The 16,639-nt window shown below is 70.0% G+C and carries 15 protein-coding genes and 1 pseudogene; 7 read left to right on the forward strand and 9 right to left on the reverse strand.

Annotation, left to right across the window (positions count from 1 at the left end; genetic code table 11):
- Positions 1-59: 59 nt before the first annotated feature.
- The gene (locus tag ABD793_RS35075) at positions 60-986 is read left to right on the forward strand and encodes a LysR family transcriptional regulator (protein WP_344867635.1); all 927 of its coding nucleotides are present in this window, start codon (positions 60-62) and stop codon (positions 984-986) included.
- A 59-nt stretch (positions 987-1,045) separates the two neighbouring features.
- Here ABD793_RS35075 and ABD793_RS35080 read toward each other — a convergent pair.
- Both ABD793_RS35080 and ABD793_RS35085 read right to left on the reverse strand, forming a co-directional pair.
- A pseudogene (locus tag ABD793_RS35080) lies at positions 1,046-1,213 on the reverse strand (helix-turn-helix domain-containing protein); the annotation flags it as partial.
- Between the two features lie 331 nt (positions 1,214-1,544).
- A complete protein-coding gene (locus ABD793_RS35085; RefSeq protein ID WP_344867636.1) occupies positions 1,545-2,279 on the reverse strand; it encodes a DUF2786 domain-containing protein in 735 nt (244 codons plus the stop codon).
- 137 nt (positions 2,280-2,416) lie between these two features.
- Here ABD793_RS35085 and ABD793_RS35090 point away from each other — a divergent pair, with 137 nt between their 5' ends.
- Positions 2,417-3,877 carry a phytoene desaturase family protein gene (locus ABD793_RS35090; protein WP_344867637.1) on the forward strand — a complete coding sequence of 487 codons (1,461 nt, stop codon included), beginning with the start codon at positions 2,417-2,419 and terminating at the stop codon, positions 3,875-3,877.
- Here the strand turns inward: ABD793_RS35090 and ABD793_RS35095 are convergent.
- The 4 genes from ABD793_RS35095 to ABD793_RS35110 form a co-directional block, all read right to left on the reverse strand.
- Positions 3,844-4,500, reverse strand: a complete 657-nt coding sequence (locus ABD793_RS35095) for a response regulator (protein WP_344867638.1) — start codon at positions 4,498-4,500, stop codon at positions 3,844-3,846. The two genes, ABD793_RS35090 and ABD793_RS35095, sit on opposite strands and share 34 nt — an antisense overlap.
- Positions 4,497-5,693 (reverse strand): sensor histidine kinase, encoded by a 1,197-nt coding sequence (locus ABD793_RS35100; protein WP_344867639.1) that lies wholly within the window; start codon positions 5,691-5,693, stop codon positions 4,497-4,499. Before ABD793_RS35100 ends, ABD793_RS35095 begins: the two co-directional genes overlap by 4 nt.
- 223 nt (positions 5,694-5,916) lie before the next feature.
- Positions 5,917-6,489 carry a TetR/AcrR family transcriptional regulator gene (locus ABD793_RS35105; RefSeq protein ID WP_344867766.1) on the reverse strand — a complete coding sequence of 191 codons (573 nt, stop codon included), beginning with the start codon at positions 6,487-6,489 and terminating at the stop codon, positions 5,917-5,919.
- A 22-nt stretch (positions 6,490-6,511) separates the two neighbouring features.
- Entirely contained in the window at positions 6,512-7,297 is a 786-nt protein-coding gene (locus ABD793_RS35110) for an SGNH/GDSL hydrolase family protein (protein WP_344867640.1), read from the reverse strand.
- Between the two features lie 87 nt (positions 7,298-7,384).
- Here ABD793_RS35110 and ABD793_RS35115 point away from each other — a divergent pair, with 87 nt between their 5' ends.
- A complete protein-coding gene (locus ABD793_RS35115; protein ID WP_344867641.1) occupies positions 7,385-8,299 on the forward strand; it encodes an NAD-dependent epimerase/dehydratase family protein in 915 nt (304 codons plus the stop codon).
- Between the two features lie 473 nt (positions 8,300-8,772).
- On the opposite strand, the gene ABD793_RS35120 is transcribed toward ABD793_RS35115, so the two are convergent.
- Positions 8,773-10,221 (reverse strand): helix-turn-helix domain-containing protein, encoded by a 1,449-nt coding sequence (locus tag ABD793_RS35120; protein ID WP_344867767.1) that lies wholly within the window; start codon positions 10,219-10,221, stop codon positions 8,773-8,775.
- Positions 10,222-10,350: 129 nt separating this feature from the next.
- Here ABD793_RS35120 and exaC point away from each other — a divergent pair, with 129 nt between their 5' ends.
- Complete coding sequence (gene exaC, locus ABD793_RS35125; RefSeq protein WP_344867643.1) at positions 10,351-11,874, forward strand: acetaldehyde dehydrogenase ExaC; 1,524 nt, start codon at positions 10,351-10,353, stop codon at positions 11,872-11,874.
- Positions 11,874-12,245, forward strand: coding sequence for a DUF779 domain-containing protein (locus ABD793_RS35130; protein WP_344867645.1), 372 nt, complete (start codon positions 11,874-11,876; stop codon positions 12,243-12,245). Before exaC ends, ABD793_RS35130 begins: the two co-directional genes overlap by 1 nt.
- A 25-nt stretch (positions 12,246-12,270) precedes the next feature.
- Here the strand turns inward: ABD793_RS35130 and ABD793_RS35135 are convergent, their stop codons facing one another.
- Positions 12,271-13,659 (reverse strand): M20 family metallopeptidase, encoded by a 1,389-nt coding sequence (locus tag ABD793_RS35135; protein WP_344867647.1) that lies wholly within the window; start codon positions 13,657-13,659, stop codon positions 12,271-12,273.
- A gap of 118 nt (positions 13,660-13,777) precedes the next feature.
- Between ABD793_RS35135 and ABD793_RS35140 the strand changes: the two genes are divergently transcribed.
- Both ABD793_RS35140 and ABD793_RS35145 read left to right on the forward strand, forming a co-directional pair.
- The gene (locus tag ABD793_RS35140) at positions 13,778-14,464 is read left to right on the forward strand and encodes an MOSC domain-containing protein (protein WP_425548823.1); all 687 of its coding nucleotides are present in this window, start codon (positions 13,778-13,780) and stop codon (positions 14,462-14,464) included.
- Positions 14,454-15,071 carry a TetR/AcrR family transcriptional regulator gene (locus tag ABD793_RS35145; protein WP_344867649.1) on the forward strand — a complete coding sequence of 206 codons (618 nt, stop codon included), beginning with the start codon at positions 14,454-14,456 and terminating at the stop codon, positions 15,069-15,071. Before ABD793_RS35140 ends, ABD793_RS35145 begins: the two co-directional genes overlap by 11 nt.
- Here ABD793_RS35145 and ABD793_RS35150 read toward each other — a convergent pair.
- Entirely contained in the window at positions 15,041-16,615 is a 1,575-nt protein-coding gene (locus tag ABD793_RS35150) for a beta-N-acetylhexosaminidase (protein WP_425548824.1), read from the reverse strand. The genes ABD793_RS35145 and ABD793_RS35150 overlap by 31 nt on opposite strands.
- Positions 16,616-16,639: the final 24 nt, after the last annotated feature.

Below are 16,639 nucleotides of genomic sequence, written 5' to 3' on the forward strand. Positions count from 1 at the left end.
CACCCCGCCCATTCGCCCTGCCGACACGGCCAAATGGGATTCGGTCTTAGGATTGCGCCGTGGAACTGGAATTCGTGCGGACCTTCGTGGCCGTGGTGGACGAGGGGCAGTTCCAGGAAGCCGCGTTCGAGCTCGGGATCACCCAGCAGGCGGTGTCGAAGCGGGTCGGTGCGCTGGAACGTGAACTCGGCGTGCGGCTGTTCACGCGCACTGCGCGCGGTGCGCGGCTGAGCGATGACGGTCGGGCCTTCCTGCCCCACGCCCGCGCGCTGCTGTTGGCCGGAGAACGAGCCGTCGCCGCGGTCCGTCCGGGGCGACGGCCGCTGCGGGTCGACGTGCTCAACCGCCGGATTGCGCCGTCGGCGTTGCTGCGCAAGTTCCACCGCGCTTACCCCGAGGTGGAGCTGGACGTGGTGACCCTGCCGGAGCTGGACGCGGCGGGTGCGGTCGCCGCCGTCGCGGAAGGCGTGGTGGACGTGACGTTCCGGGCGGTGCCCGCCGGTGAACGGCCGGGTGGGGTGGTGAGCGCACGGGTGTACGACGACCGGCACCAGGTGCTCGTGGGCCCGCGGCACCCGTTGGCGTCCGCGGCTTCGGTGACTCCGGCGGACCTGGCCGGGTACCGGATCTGGATGCCGGGAATGGCGCCCGGCACCGAATGGGCGGCGTACTACGCCGAGCTGTCGGCCGCTTTCGGGCTTTCGATCGACGTGGCCGGCCCGGATTTCGGCAACGATGCACTGCTCGACGAACTTGCCGCGTCGCCGGACCTGGCGACTTTCGTGGGCATCGGCTCGCGGTACGTGTGGCCACCCGGCTACGCCCTGCGGCGAATCCCGGTCGTCGACCCGACGCCGGTGTACCCGCACTCGATGCTGTGGCGACGCGAACACGCACATCCGGCGCTGGCGAAACTGCGTGACCACCTGGTGCCCGACCGGCGACAGGACGCCGGGGTGTGGCTACCGGAATGGGCCCGCGGGTAGCGGACCGACGTCGGCCACCGCAAGGTTCGCGGCGACGCGGATGAAAGGGACCGGCGAGGTCAGCTGAAGCTGCGGCGGTAGGTATTGGGGCTGACGCCGGTGGTCTTCTTGAAGCGGTCGCGGAATGCGGTGGGCGAGCCGAAACCGACTTGGCTGCCGATGCGTTCCACGGAGTGGCGGGTGGTTTCCAGGAGATGCTGGGCCTGGCGGATGCGGGCGCGGTGGAGCTCCGGCGACCGGGCATCGGTGACTGTGTTCCGGTGGCCGTGGCGTGCCGGGTCCCAGCGAGCGGGCTCTGGCTACCGGTTCAGGTGAGCGGGTTCCGGTGCCCTGGTCCTGGCGACCGGATCCTGATCACCGGACCCCGGCGACCGGCCGCTGCGACCGGGCATCGGTGACCGGGTTCCGGTGGTCCCGGCGACCGGGCTCCAGCGAGCGGGTCCCGGTGACGCGGTTGCGGTGCGGGCCTCCGGTGGCGGTTGCGGTGGTCGGCCGGGGTGCCGCGGTGGGCACGGGTTGGCGGGCAGCTGTGCTGGAAGCTGCTTTCCCGGTTGTTGTCTAGCGGGCGGGCAGGGCCGGGCGGTGGCGGGTCAGTGCGGCCGGGTCCAGGGTTGCCCGGGTGCCTGCGCGGTGGCCTTCTCGGTAGCCCGTGCCGGAAAGACGGCGTGGGGTGGCGGTGCGGAGGTCGCCGTACTCGCGGTCGAAAGCCTGCTGTACCACCGCCGTGCGGTCGCGGATGATCAGTTCCGCCGACGGTTGTCCCGGGGCCGTCGGGCGGTGCGTGCGGGCGGCTTCCGCCTCGGCGTGGTCAAGGCGCTCGTGTACCGCGCGCGCGAAGCCGTGCAGCCAGGTGCGCCGGTAGGCGGCCAGTGACTCGTGGAACATGCGCGGCTCGGGACGCACCCGGTTGAGCTGGGTGCTCGCCTGCAGCAGCAGGCTGGTGAACAGCAGCTCGACTCTGGCGAGGTCGGAGCGGAAACCGAACACGGTGACGGATTCGACGCCCTGGCCCACGCGGTGCAGCAGGGTGCGGCAGCGCAGCGGGTACGCGATGCTGGTGAGCAGGCTCGCCTTGTCGCGGCTGTACGGGTTGTCGATCGGCAGCTTCAGCACAGTGATCTCGTCGCTACGCTGACCGGCCGCGGCGAGCACCGCGTCGTCGATGCCGTGGCGGGCGATCAGCTCCGCGGCCTTCGTGTTGTACAGCTCCGCTTCTTCCGCGGTGACCCCCGGGTCCTCGGCCTTCGCCAGCAGCTTGCGCACGCGCTCCAGCTGCGAGTCGTAGTCGGGCATGATCCCCCTCTCTGGCGGGTGCGGCCCGGGTGGGCCGGCGTGGGGTCCCACGGTAGGCGTGGGGTACGACAATATTCGATCAGGTGTTCGGCCACGGCACCGGGCACCCTCCGTCGCCGAAGGCCTACGCTCGGGGCATGTCGCGGACTCGCACACTGGACGCCGCTGTCGTGGGTTCAGGTCCGAACGGACTGGCCGCGGCGGTGTTGCTCGCCCGCTCGGGACTGTCAGTGGCGGTGTACGAAGCTGCTGTGGAGCCGGGCGGCGGCGCGCGCTCGGCGCGGTTGTTCGACGCCGACGTGGTGCACGACGTGTGCTCCGCGGTCCATCCGATGGCGGCTGCGTCGCCGTTCTTCCGGCAGTTCGATCTGTCGGCGCACGGCGTCGAGCTGTGCCATCCCGAGGTTGCCTACGCCCATCCGATCGACGAGCACCGCACAGCGATCGCGTACGCAGATCTCGAACGCACCTGTGCCCGTCTTGGCGTCGACAGTGCGCGTTGGCGCCGCTTCATGACGCCGCTCGTCGCGCACACCGATGAGGTCACCGAGGCGCTTCTCGGCGATCGCAGGCACCTTCCGCAACCCCGTACGGCGGCGTTGCTGGCTTCGCGCATTCTCGGGACCGGAGCGTTCCGGAGCACGGAAGCGCAGGCGTTGCTCGCAGGGTTGGCGGCACACACACTCGGCCGACTGCCGTCGCCAGTGGGCAGCGGAATCGCAGTCCTGCTAGGACATCTCGCACACACCACGGGTTGGCCCGTCCCGCGCGGCGGCTCCGAGACGCTCACCGACGCGTTGGTGGCCGACCTATGCGCACACGGTGGCCGCGTACACACCGACGCCCGCGTCACAGATCTCCGACAGCTCGCGCACGCACGCGTCGTAATGCTCGACCTCGCGCCACGCGGTTTCCTCGACATCGCGGCGTCGCTGTTGCCGGACGGATACCGCCGGGCACTGCAGCGGGTCAAGTACGGACCGGCTGCAGCGAAGGTCGATTTCCTCGTGTCGGAGCCGATCCCGTGGCGGGATCCGGAGCTGCACCACGCCGGAACCGTCCACCTCGGAGGAACGCGAGAAGCCGTGTACGCCGCGGAGAACGCCGTGGCCGCCGGGAGACGTGCACCCGATCCGTTCGTGCTGCTCGCCCAGCCGATGGCGGCGGACCCGTCGCGCGGGCTCCCGCAGAAACAGCCGATTTGGGCCTACGCCCATGTGCCGCACGGTGATCCGCTCGACGCCACTGAGGTCGTCCGGCGTCGCATCGAGCAGTTCGCCCCCGGTTTCGGCGATACCGTCCGCGCTTCGCGCGCTGTGCCGGCGAGCGAATTGGAGGCGTACAACGCGAACTACGTCGGTGGCGACATTGCGGCGACGGCTGTCACCGTGCGGCAGGCGCTCGCCCGCCCGATCGCGCGCTGGAACCCGCACCGCACTCCGCTGAGCGGTGTCTACCTTTGTTCCGCGGCCACCGCGCCCGGTCCCGGTGTGCACGGGATGTGCGGGTGGTACGCCGCGAAAGCCGCGCTGCACCGGGAATTCGGGCTCGACCTGCCGCCCGGCTACCGATTCGGCCGCACCAGCCCGGTCTCGTAGGCGACCACCACGGCCTGTGCCCGGCTGGAGATGCCGAGCTTGGTCATCAGCCGGTTGAGATGCGTCTTCACGGTCGCTTCGCTCACGTACAGCTCGCGCGCGATGTCCCCGTTCGGCATGCCGGTGCCGACCAGCCGGAGCACTTCCAGCTCGCGATCGGTGAGTCCGGCCAGTGCGGGGGCCGGTTCGTTCGGCGGGGTGTGCGTGTACGCCTCGACGAGCCGCCGGGTGATCGTCGGGCCGAACAGCATGTCCCCGCGGGCCACTGCCTGGATGCCGGAGATCAGCGTGTCCGGCGGGCTGTCCTTGAGCAGGAACCCGGCCGCGCCCGCGCACAGTGCTCGGTACACGTACTCGTCCAGGTCGAACACCGTGAGTATCAGTACTCGCGGCTTGCCGGTGCCGGGACCGGCAAGGATCCGGCCGGTGGCCGACACGCCGTCGAGGCCGGGCAGCCGGATGTCCATCAGGACCACCTCTGGCCGCAGCCGCACGGCTTCGGCCACCGCCTCGTTCCCGTCCCGTGCCTCGCCGACGACCTCGATGCCCGGCGCGGCGCCGAGCAGTGCGACCAGACCCGCGCGGATCAGGTCCTGGTCGTCCACCACGAGCACAGTGGTCACGTCGGTTCTCCGGCTTTCCGCCCGGCGGCCGGGTACGGCAGGGTCAATTCGATCGCGAACCCCGCCGGTTCGCGGGGGCCGATCTCGATCTCGCCACCGTACATACGGGCCCGCTCGCGCATGCCGACGAGGCCGTGCCCGGCAGGGTTGCCGACCGGTGCCGACGTGCCGCCGGTGTCGGTGACGCGCAACCGCAGTGCGTCCCCGAGGTAGTCCACACCCAGTTCGGCAGCGGCACCGGGGGCGTGCTTCAACACATTCGTGAGCGCTTCTTGTGCAACGCGGTAGGCGCACAGCTGTTGTCCCGAAGGGAGCGAACGTGGGGTGCCTGTGATGCATAGTTGCACAGTGAGTCCTGCGTCGCTCAGACGGTCGACCAAAGCGGGAAGGTCCTTCAACCCGGGTTGCGGTCGGTACTCACTTGCCTCTTGGTGCGGCGGCCGTAGCACGCTGAGCAGGCGACGCAGTTCGTCGAGCGCTTCGGTGGTGGTACCGGTGATTGTGTCGAGCGCGTCGCGCGCAGTGTTCGGTGCGGACCCGAAAACGTACTGTGCGAGGTTGGCTTGCACCGAGATCACCGACAGGTGATGGGACACCACGTCGTGCAGCTCGCGCGCGATGCGCAGCCGTTCCTCGGCAACGGCCTGCTGCGCTTCGAGCTCCACTTCGCGTTCCGCGCGCTCGGCACGTTCTGCAGTCTCGCGAAGGCGATTCGCGCGCACGTACACGGAGTGTCCGATCAGGACGGTCGCGGAACTCTGCAGGGCGGCGATCACGGTGTCGGTCAACGGGTTTGTCCCGTCACCGAGCAGCATGGTCACTTCGTACCCGGCTGCGGCGAACAGCGACGGTGGCCAAGCCGTTCGCACCGGATACCGCGCCCACACCGTGTACGCGGCGATGAGCAGATCCGGGCGGCCGAGCGTCGCCCGGAACCCGCACAGGGAGAACGCCCCGATCAGGACGGTGGCCGTCAGCAGCGCGCTGATCGGGTACCGCCGGCGCACCAGCAGCGGCAGAGCGCCGGCTGCGGCCAGCGCCAGCCCGAACGGGCCGGGCAGCTCGCCCAGTTGACCACGGTGGACCGCGGCACCGGCGAGCAGGAACAGCGCGACCGCGACGGCCAGCAGCGTGTCCGCCAGGACCGGCCGCGCCCGCAGTGCGCGCAGGACCCGTTCCCCGAACACCAGCACGCGCCGAAACTACCTTCCTGACCGGCACTTTCCCAACTTGCTACCGCAGCCGCGGTAGCGCGCATACCGCCAGGGTTTACGGCCGGATGCGGCTGCGGGTGGATCCGTACGGAGCAACGAGCCGCTATCTTGATCTGCGAATGGTCACCCATTCCCGCAGCTCGGCGGAGAGCCCCGGGGCGGGGAGAAACCCCGGTGCGGCTCTCTGCCGAGCCTCGAACGGCTACGAGCCCAGGTACGCATCGAGCGTCACGGCGAGCGCTGCTTCCGGCGAAGGCGCGAAGCTGGCTCCCGCCAATCCGCCCCACAGCCACAGCTGCGCCAGCCCGTGCAACGCAGCCCACAGCGAGGCCGCGACGAGCCGTGGATCTGTCCCCGGCCGTACGCGGCTCACGCTCGCCTCTTCGAGATCGAGGCGCACAAGTTCGGCGAAGTAGTCGAAAACGGCACTGCTGGCTGCGACAAGCTGTGGCTCGTCCGGATCGATCAGGTCGCGTCGGAACATCAGCTCGAACATCGCCGGGTTGGTGACTGCGAAGTCGACGTACGCATGGCAGGCCGCCGTGACGCGCTCGCGGGGGGTACCTGTCGGCAGGCGCGTGCCGCGGTCGAGCAACTGGTCGAAGCCGACCGTCGCGACGGCCGACAGCAGTTCGGCACGACCGGAAAAGTGCCGCAGCGGAGCGCCGTGTGACACTCCCGCCGCCTTCGCGATACCGCGCAACGTCACGGCCTCCACGCCGGAGCCGGTGAGCAGTTCCGAGGCAGTCCGGATCAACCGCTGCCGGGTAGTCAATGCGGGGCTCATCCTGGTGCTCTCAGACCGGTGCTTCGGAGAACGCCACCGGCTGCAGTTCGGGCCGCTTCGGCAGGAATCCGTCGCCGGGGGAACGGCCGGTCAGCCGGTTGCGCAGCCGGGTGAGCCCTACCGGCAGGACCTCCTGCCACAGCCAGCGAAGATCGGCGAGCGGGCTCGGCTGTCCCGGCGGCCCCGGCAGCGGCTGCAGCCAGGTGCCGTCGTGCGGCACGCCGAGCCGGTCGAGCACGTGCCCGGCCACCCGCAGGTGTCCCGCCTCGGACAGGTGCAGCCGATCCGGGCCGAAGTACCGGGCATCGTGCGCGGCCTGGTCCGGCCAGAGGTCCACGAGGGTCGTGCCGTAGCTGACCGATGCTTCGCGGATGGCGTCGTTGAGCGCGGTGACCCGCGGGCCCATCCGCCTGCCGAGCGGCATCCGGTGCGTGAGGTCGCTCAACGTGAAGGTGACGACGGCCGGTGCGATTTCCGCGCACTGGCGGATCGCGGTGTCCACGCGACGGGCGACCGTGCGCGCGTCCCAGCCGCGGCTCAGCACGTCGTTGCCGCCGCCGAACAGTGCGATCAGGTCCGGCGCGTGCCGCCGCGCGGCGGGCAGCTGCTCCACCGTGATCTGGTCCAGCCGCCGCCCGCGGATGGCGAGGTTCGCATAGCGGAACCCGGGTTCGTCCATGGCCAGCCGGTTCGCGACGAAGTCGGCCCAGCCGCGGTACTGGCTCCGGTCGGGATACGGGTCGTCCAGCCCCTCGGCGCAGCTGTCGCCGACGGCGACGAACGTGCGGTAACCCATGTCGAACTCCCCGTAACCTCTGATTCATCTGGTGGCCACTGTCTATCAAACTCAGGTAGACGCTGTCTACCTGAGAGGATCTTCGGCATGAAGATCCTGGTGGTGGGTGGCAGTGGCCTGTTGGGCCGGCACGTGCTCGACGAACTACGGACGCGAGGACACGAGACGACCGCAGTGGCGCGCACAGCGCGCGAGGACGTCGACAGCGTGGTCGACGTTGCGAAGGCGTCTCATGATGAGCTGCGTGCGCTGTCCGAAGGTCACGACGGCGTGGTCTTCGCGGGCGGGATGGACGACCGTGCGGTTGGAAAAGGACCTGTCGAGCCTCGGCTGTACGCGGGCAACGTCGCACCTGTCGCCGCGTTGTTGCGCGCGGCGCGCGAAGCGGGCTGTACGCGGGCAGCTGTGCTTGCGTCGTACTACACATACTTCGACCGGATACACCCTGAGTGGGGGTTGGCGGCGAAGCATCCGTACGTGGATAGCCGCCTGGAACAGGCACGCGTCGCGCGCGAGACGGCGGGCCCGGACTTGCCGGTGGCGATGATCGAGGTGCCGTTCGTCTTCGGTGCAGCGGCTGATCGGGTACCGCAGTGGGCAGTGCCGGTGGTGAAGTGGGTTCGCTCGGCCGCGCCGCTCTTCGCGCCTGTCGGCGGTACTGCGACCACGAGTGCGCGAGGCGTCGGCATCGCGGCTGCGGACGCGCTGGAGCAGGCGTCGGGCGCGGATGTGCCGGCGGCCGAAGAGAACCTGTCGTGGGAGGACCTGCTCGGCCGGATGGCCGGTGCGGCAGGGCGGCCCCGCCGGGTGTGGCCGGTGCCGTCCTGGCCGGTGCGGGCGATGTTCCGGCTCGGCGGGCAGGTCGGCCGCCTCAGCGGTAAGCAACCGGGGCTGAAAGTGGAGCATTTCGGCGGGTTGCTGCTGCGGGAGCTCTACGTCGAACCTGCCCGCGCGCGCCCGGTCGACGCTGCGATCCGGGAAACCGCCACGGCGATCCGGTGAAACCATGCGGCCGGTGCGCAATGCGCGATGCCGGAAATTCCGGGAAAACCTCGCACCGGGCCCGAGTGGAGCACCACTCGAAACTCCGGATCGGTAAGCGCAGTTCGACCACGCCCGGTTCATTCGAACGTTGCGTTCGCCCCGAACGGTGACCTTCTTGCCCAGTACGTGCCACGCCGAGTGATGATCGCCGTTGACGGGCCGACCACGCAGTGGAAACCCAGCCGCACCGGGCTCTTCTGCGTACCGCCGGTGCAGTCAATCCAGGCCGCGGTGGTCTGGTGGCGCGCAGTACCGCTCGTTCCGCGGCCGACGGAATTCGCCGGAGCACCGCGGACTCACCACCGGGAAGTAATCGAACCGCATCGCGAACTGCTCGGCGGCGGAGCCAGGCCGCTGCGATGGAGCGTCCAGCTGCGTTCGGTCGCCAACGGTGGCCGAGCATCGTCAGGCTGCGAAAGAAATCCGCACAGTCAGTCGAGCCGCGCGCGGTGGGCGCGTACCACTGCCAGCCGCGGGTCGGTGCTGGCGAGGGTGGTGCTGAGTGCTTCCAGGATCGCCAGATCGTCGGCGCCGCAGGAGGTCTCCCAGAACGACCACAGCGCGTCCGGGTCGCCGCTGTTGAGTGCCAGCTGGCGGACCTGTGCAGTGATCGACTCGCGTTCCTCGAGGATCGCCGGTGCCTCGGATTCGGGCAGCAGCGGTCCGCGGAAACAGCGCGTGGCCTCGCGGGCGTCGGTCCGGCGCAGTGCGGTGCGGGCGCGCAGGAAGTCCGCGTTGACCTCGGCCGCCAACCGGTACGGCCGGGTCTGCACGACGCCGGTGCCGAGCTGGGTGCGCAAGCGGTGGATCTCCGCGCGCACGGTGACCGGGTTGCCGCTCTCGCCGTAGAGCTGCAACGCCAGCTGCTCGGCCGACAGGCCCCGCGGACGCAGCGCGAGAAGTGTGAGCAATTCCGCGTGGCGCAAGGTGAACGGGATGTCCCGTCCGTCCACAGTGGTCGAACCGGTGCCGTCGGTGAGATATTCGAGGGTGAGCCGCCGCCGGGTGGGCGATCCTGCCGTGGCCACCCGGAGCAAGTAGCCCTCGTCGAGCGGGTCGAGGGTCGCGATCCGGCCGTCCGGCAGGGTCACCGTGCCACCGCCCCGCCGAACCTCCACTGTGGACGGGAGGAGGCAGGCCTCGGTGGCCAGCACCCGGCCGCCCGCGGAAAGCAGCGCGCCGGGACGGCCGCGGAGCGCCTCCAGATGGCGCATGTTGGCCCGCCGGACCTTCTCGTCCCGCACCGCCAGCTGGGCGCGCAGCCTGCCTTCGGCGAGCTGGGCGCTGGCGGTGACCAGCGCCAGCATCGCCGGATGCACGGTGTGCAGCGGACCGGTGACGTCGATGGATCCCAGCAGTACGCCGGTGTCCGGATCGCGCACCGGCGCCGCCGCGCAGGTCCAGTTGTGATAACGGCGGACCAGGTGCTCGGCGGAGTAGATCTGGACCGGGCGGCCGGTGGCGAGCGAGGTGCCCATCGCGTTCGTGCCGGTGGTCTCTTCACTCCATCGGGTGCCCTCGGCGAGCAAGAGGCTGTCCGCACGGCGCAGCACGCCGGTGGCCCCTTCGCGCCACAGGACCAGGCCGTCCGCGTCGGTCACGACCATCATGTGCTCGGCGTCGTCGGCGATGGTCACCAGCGTTTCGCGCAGCAGCGGCATCACCGCGGCCAGCGGGTGCTGCGCGCGCAGATCGTTCAGCTCGGCCGATTCGAAGATGAACGGGGCCTCGCTGTCCTCCGGGTCGACCTGCGCGGCGAGCGAGCGTTCCCAGGACTCGGAGACCACCGAACGCGGCGAGCGTGGTGCGGGCATGCCGGTGAGCACTGCGTCGTGGACACGTTGAAGTAGCCGCGCGTACGACTCCGGATCGCGCAACATGTCGTTCTCTGGCGGCTCCGCCACGTACTCCAGGGTAGAGACCCACTTCACAAAACTGCAACGTCCGTGCAACGTTGCCCGCGCTAGCTTCGCGATCGACCGTCACCGACCGCAACGAGGCAGGCAAAGATGGCCGTTTACGCCGCACCGAACACCGACGGCGCTGTCGTCGATTACGAAACCCGCTACGACCACTACATCGGCGGTGAGTACGTCGCACCGGCAGGCGGGCAGTACTTCGAAAACCCGACACCGGTGACCGGAAAAACCTTCACCGAGATCGCCAGGGGCACGGCCGCCGACGTCGAGCGGGCGCTCGACGCCGCCGAGGGCGCCGCACCGGCCTGGGGCCGCACTTCCGTCGAGGAGCGTGCCGGCGTCCTGCTCAAGATCGCCGACCGGATGGAACAGAACCTCGAGAAGATCGCGGTCGCCGAGGCGTGGGAGAACGGCAAGCCGGTCCGCGAGACCCTCGCCGCGGACATCCCGCTGGCCATCGACCACTTCCGCTACTTCGCCGGTGCGCTGCGCGCCCAGGAGGGCGGCATCTCGCAGATCGACGAGAACACCATCGCCTACCACTTCCACGAGCCGCTCGGCGTGGTCGGCCAGATCATCCCGTGGAACTTCCCGATCCTGATGGCGGTGTGGAAGCTCGCGCCCGCGCTCGCCGCGGGCAACGCGATCGTGCTCAAGCCCGCCGAGCAGACGCCGGCGTCGATCCACCTGCTGCTCTCGATCATCGGCGACCTGATCCCGCCGGGCGTGCTGAACATCGTCAACGGCTTCGGCGTGGAGGCGGGCAAGCCGCTCGCGTCGAGCAACCGCGTGCGCAAGGTCGCGTTCACCGGGGAAACCACCACCGGACGGCTGATCCTGCAGTACGCCAGCGAGAACATCATCCCGGTCACGGTGGAGCTCGGCGGCAAGAGCCCGAACATCTTCTTCGACGACGTGGCCTCCGCCAACGACGCGTACTACGACAAGGCACAGGAGGGTTTCGCGCTCTTCGCGCTGAACCAGGGTGAGGTCTGCACCTGCCCGTCGCGGGCGCTGATCCAGGCCGGTATCTACGACCAGTTCCTCGGCGACGGCGTGGCCCGGGTCAACAAGATCAAGCAGGGCAACCCGCTCGACACCGAGACCCAGGTCGGCGCGCAGGCGTCCAACGACCAGCTGGAGAAGATCCTCTCCTACATCGACATCGGCAAGCAGGAGGGCGCCAAGGTGCTCACCGGCGGCGCGCAGGCCGACCTCGGTGGGGACCTCTCCGGCGGCTACTACGTGCAGCCGACGGTGTTCGAGGGCGACAACAAGATGCGCATCTTCCAGGAGGAGATCTTCGGCCCGGTGGTGTCCGTGGCGAAGTTCGACGACTACGCGGACGCGCTCAAGATCGCCAACGACACCCTCTACGGACTGGGTGCCGGCGTCTGGTCGCGGGACGGCAACACCGCCTACCGTGCCGGCCGGGACATCCAGGCGGGTCGCGTGTGGGTGAACAACTACCACGCCTACCCGGCGCACGCGGCCTTCGGCGGCTACAAGGCGTCCGGGATCGGGCGGGAGAACCACAAGATGATGCTGGACCACTACCAGCAGACGAAGAACCTGCTCGTCTCCTACTCCGACCAGGCGCTGGGCTTCTTCTGATGGCCGAACGGGTGGATCTGACACCGGCTGCCGCGGACCTGCTGCGGCAGCTGGTGCCCGCCCACGGCCCGGTCATGTTCCACCAGTCCGGCGGATGCTGCGACGGCAGCGCCCCGATGTGCTACCCGGTCGGCGAGTTCAAGGTCGGCGAACGCGATGTGCACCTCGGCGATCTGGCGGTGGACGGGATCGAGGCCGTGCCGGTGTGGATGTCCGGACCGCAGTTCGAGTACTGGAAGCACACCCACCTCACCATCGACGTGGTGCGGGGCCGGGGCAGCGGGTTCTCCCTGGAAGCCCCGGAGGGCGTGCGGTTCCTGATCCGCTCGCGACTGCTCAGCGACGAGGAAACCGCGGAACTGAACGGCTGAGGTTGCGCCGAAGGCCGCCCGGTGCTCAGCGCCGGGCGGCCTTCCCGCGTTGCCCGAGTGCGTGGAACAGCGCGGTGGCGAGCACCAGCCCTTCGCGGGCGACCGGGGCGAGCAGGTGTTCGTCCGGCGCGTGTTGCAGGCAGCCCGGATAGGAGTGCGGCAGCCAGAGCGTGGGCAGGCCGAGCACGTCGGTGAACACGTGGTTGGGCAGGCCGCCGCCGAAACTGGGCAAGAGCGCGACCGGGCCGGTGACGACCTCGGCGAGCGTGCGGTGCGCCCACCGGGCCCACGGATCGTCGACCGGGGTCCGGCTGGCCGGAAAGGTGCTCTCCACCGTCACCCCGACCATGGAAAATCCCCGTGCGGCAAGGTGTTTCGTGATCGCCTCGGCTGCGCCGCCGACGTCGGTGCCGGTCACGTGGCGCAGCTGCAGCATCGCCCGAGCACGGCCGGGGATGGCGTTCACCGGACGCTCGATGTCGGCCGCGCCGAGCGACAGCACTTCCAGCGTGTTCCAGCCGTACAGCCGTTCCGCCGGGGTCAGCCCCGGCGCACCCCAGCCCTCGTCCGGAACCGGGTCGCCCGGGGAGTTCGCGACCGTGACGCCCTCGAGCGCGGTCCGGACGGTGTCCGGCAGTTCGGCGGGCAGCAGTTCGGGCACCTGGATCCGGCCGTGCCCGTCGACCAGGCACGAGATCGCCCCGGCGAGGGTGGTCGCGGGGTTGCGCAGCAGCCCGCCCCAGTTGCCGGAGTGGTAGCCGTCCGGGCGCAGGTCCACGTCGAGGGCGATCCGGGCGGCGCCTCGGGCGCCGAGGAACAGCGTCGGCGTCGCCGCGTCCAGGCGCGGGCCGTCGGAGGCGATCAGGACATCGGCACGCAGCAGGTCCCGGTGCTGTGCGGCGAATTCGGCCAGCCCGGGTGAACCGGTTTCCTCGCCGGTCTCGAAGAGGAATTTCAGGCTGAACCCCAGCGAACCCCGGTGCTCGAGCAGCAGCCGCAGCGCGGTGAGGTTGATCAGGTGCTGGCCCTTGTTGTCCGCGGCACCGCGGCCGTACCAGCGGTCGCCGTCCGCGCTCAACGTCCACGGGTCGCGACCTTCGCGCCACTGCCCGGTGTGCCCGTCGACGACGTCCGCGTGGCCGTAACACAGCACCGTCGGCAGATCGGGTGCCTCCTGCCGGATTGCGACGAGGAACGGCCCGCCGGCCGGATCGGGGTTCGGGTGGACCTCGGTTTCACAGCCGAGCTCGGTCAGCGCGGGGACGAGAGCCTGGTCGAGGTAGGCCTCGATGGCCGCGCGGCCGTCCGGGTGATCGCTGACCGTCGGGTACCCGACCAAGGCGGCCAATTCGGTGAAGAACCTGCCGGCATCGACGTGCGCGGTGGCCTCGGCGAGCAGGTCGGCTGGGATCACGCGGTTGCCTCCCGAGATGAACCGGATGTCCGGGCAGCTTAGGTCGCGCTGCCGACCTCGTCCGCCGGGCGGCCGGAAACCCATTTAAGTGTCCGAACGGTCGTGCTACTTTAGCGTCATGCTGTCGCTGGAGAACGTCTACGTGGGTCAGCCCGGTCTCCTCGGCTACCAGCGCGACCGGCCGGTGCTGAGCGCGATCAGGAAGGCCGAGGTCGCGGTGCCGGAGCTCGCGCTGTCCGAGCTGAACCTGGCGGGGGACCGGCAAGCCGACCTGACCGTGCACGGCGGGGTCGACAAAGCGGTCTACGTCTATCCGGCCGGGCACTACGCGGACTGGGTGGCCGACGGGTTCGCGGTGACCAGGGGTGATTTCGGGGAGAACCTGTCGCTGTCCGGCGCGGCGGAGGACGACGTGCGGATCGGGGACGTGTGGGCGTGGGGTGACGCGCTGGTCCAGGTCTCGCAGCCGCGGAGCCCGTGTTTCAAGCTCGCGATGCGGATCGGCCGCAAGGACGTCGCGCCGACGATGATCGACACCGGCCGCAGCGGCTGGTACCTGCGGGTGCTGAAGCCCGGCGCGGTGCCGACCGCCGGTCCGGTCGAGGTGGTCGAACGGGCAGCCGGACCCACCGTGGCCGACGTGGTGGTGATCGCGCACATCAACTACGCGCAGCTGCCCCCGGAGCGGGTCGACGCCGCGCTGGACCTGGCAGGCCGGGTTCTGGCCACTCCCGCGCTGGCCGAGTCCTACCGCCGCGGTTATATGTCCACAGTGGATCGCTGGCTGGCGCGTCGTGCCGGTTGACGGCCGGATCGCACGGGGAAACGCGACGCGCAGCCTGGTACTGCGCCGTGCGGTGGACGACGCTTCCGTGCACGGTCTCGCCGGGTTGTCGATCGGTGGGCTGGCCGCGGAACTGGAGCTGAGCAAGAGCGGTTTGTTCGCGTTGTTCGGCTCCAAAGAGGACCTTCAGCTCGCGACGATCGAAACCGCACAAGGGATCTTCCGCGCACACGTGGGCACGCCCGCGCAGGCAGTTGCCGCCGGGCTGCCGCGGCTGCGGGCGCTGTGCGAAAACTGGCTGACCTATTCGGAAAAGCGGATCTTCCCCGGCGGTTGCTTCTTCTTCAACGTCAGCGCCGAGTTCGACGCCCGGCCGGGCCGTGTGCGGGACGCGATCGCCGCGGTGGGCCGGGCCTTCCTGGCCGAACTACGCGAAAGCGCGGCCGAGGCAGTGGCTGCCGGGCACCTCGACGCGGATCCGGAGCTGCTCGCCTTCGAACTGCACGCGCTGGGCCGGGCGGCCAACGCGGACGCCGTGCTGCACGGCGGCGCCGAACCGTATCGGCTGGCGCGCCGTGCGTTCGCCGCCCGGCTGGATCAGGGCCAGTCGACCTGCGGGGACCGGTAGAAGCCGATGCCCTGTGCCTGCCAGCGTGAGGCCTGCTTCGCCAGCCGGGCGCGGTAACCGTCCCAGTTTCGGGCCGCCTGCGGTGACCAGCCGATCTCCGCGACTCCGGGCAATCGCGGGAAGGCCAGGTACTCGATGTCGGCACTGGTCCGGACGGTCTCCGTCCACAGCGGAGCTTCAACGCCTGCCACGGACTGCTCGCCGACGCCGGGCACCAGGTCCGCCGGGTCCCAGTCGTAGGCGTCGCGTACCTCGACCAGTCCTGCCCAGTCCTGGCCGAGTGGCGTCGAGGCGTCGTACTTCATGTCGAGGTAGGCGTGGTTGGCAGGCGACATCAGGATCTTCGTGCCCCGCGCGGCCGCTGCCGCGACGTCCTCGTCCGCGCCGCCCTGTCCCCAGTACTGCGGGACGGCCGAGCTCGGCGGTTCGGTCTTGACGATCTCGTGCCATCCGGTGATCAGCTTGCCGTACTTGGCGACCAGCGGGCTGACCCGGTCGTAGAACTTCCGGTAGTCGGCGTCGGAGGTGGACTGCGCCTCGTCGCCGCCGATGCCGAGGTACCTGCCGGGGGTGATCGCGGCGAGCTCGCGGAGCACGTCCTCGACGAACCGGTAGGTGGTCGGCGAGCCGATGCACAGCGAGCTGTAGCCGACCTCGGTGTCCGTGCGCGGCGGGACGGCCACGCCGTCGCAGTTCAGCTCCGCGTAGGTGGCCTGTGCGGCGTTCGTGTGGCCGGGCAGGTCGATCTCCGGCACGATCGTGATGTGCCGGGACGCGGCGTAAGCGACGATGTCGCGGTACTGGTCCTGGGTGTAGTAGCCGCCGGGATCGCCGTTCACCGCGCCCTTGCCGCCCTCGGTGGCCAGCCGTGGCCAGCTCTTGATCTCGATCCGCCAGCCCTGGTCGTCGGACAGGTGCAGGTGCAGGGTGTTGATCTTGTACTGCGCGATCTGGTCGACGTACCGCTTGACCTGCGCGGGCGTGAAGAAATGCCGGGCGAGGTCGAGCATCGCGCCGCGGCGGTCGAATCGGGGGTAGTCGAGCACGGTGCCGCCGGCGACTGTCCACTCGAGATCCTGCACCGTTTTCGCTTCGATCTCCGAGGGCAGCAGCTGACGCAGCGACTGCACCCCCTCGAACAATCCGGTGGCCGTGTTGGCCTGGAGCTGGACGCCGGACTTCGTGACGGCCAGCTGGTACCCCTCGGTGCCGACGCGCGGATCGGCCTGCCCCAGTTCGAGTGAGATCGCCGGGCCCCCGGCGCTCGCCGACGTCACCGGAAACGAGTAGCCGGTGGCCGGCTGCAGCAATCCGCGCAGATAGCCGGCCACGTCACCGGTGCCGTCGCCGGCCTGGATCACGGTCTCGGAGGTGAGCCGGAAATTCGCGTCCGGATCGGCGTGCGCCTGCACCGGGACCGGCACGATGTCGGTGACCTGCCGCTCCGGTGTGGCCACCTCCGTCGAAGCGGCCGAAGGCACACCGGTCACGGCGAGTCCGGCAACGGCGACCCCGACCGCACCCTTCGACCACGTCTTCCGCACAGCGCACCTCCAGAGAACCGGGTG

It is taken from the genome of Amycolatopsis ultiminotia (assembly GCF_039536925.1).
In the GTDB taxonomy this organism is placed as follows: Bacteria; Actinomycetota; Actinomycetes; order Mycobacteriales; family Pseudonocardiaceae; genus Amycolatopsis; species Amycolatopsis ultiminotia.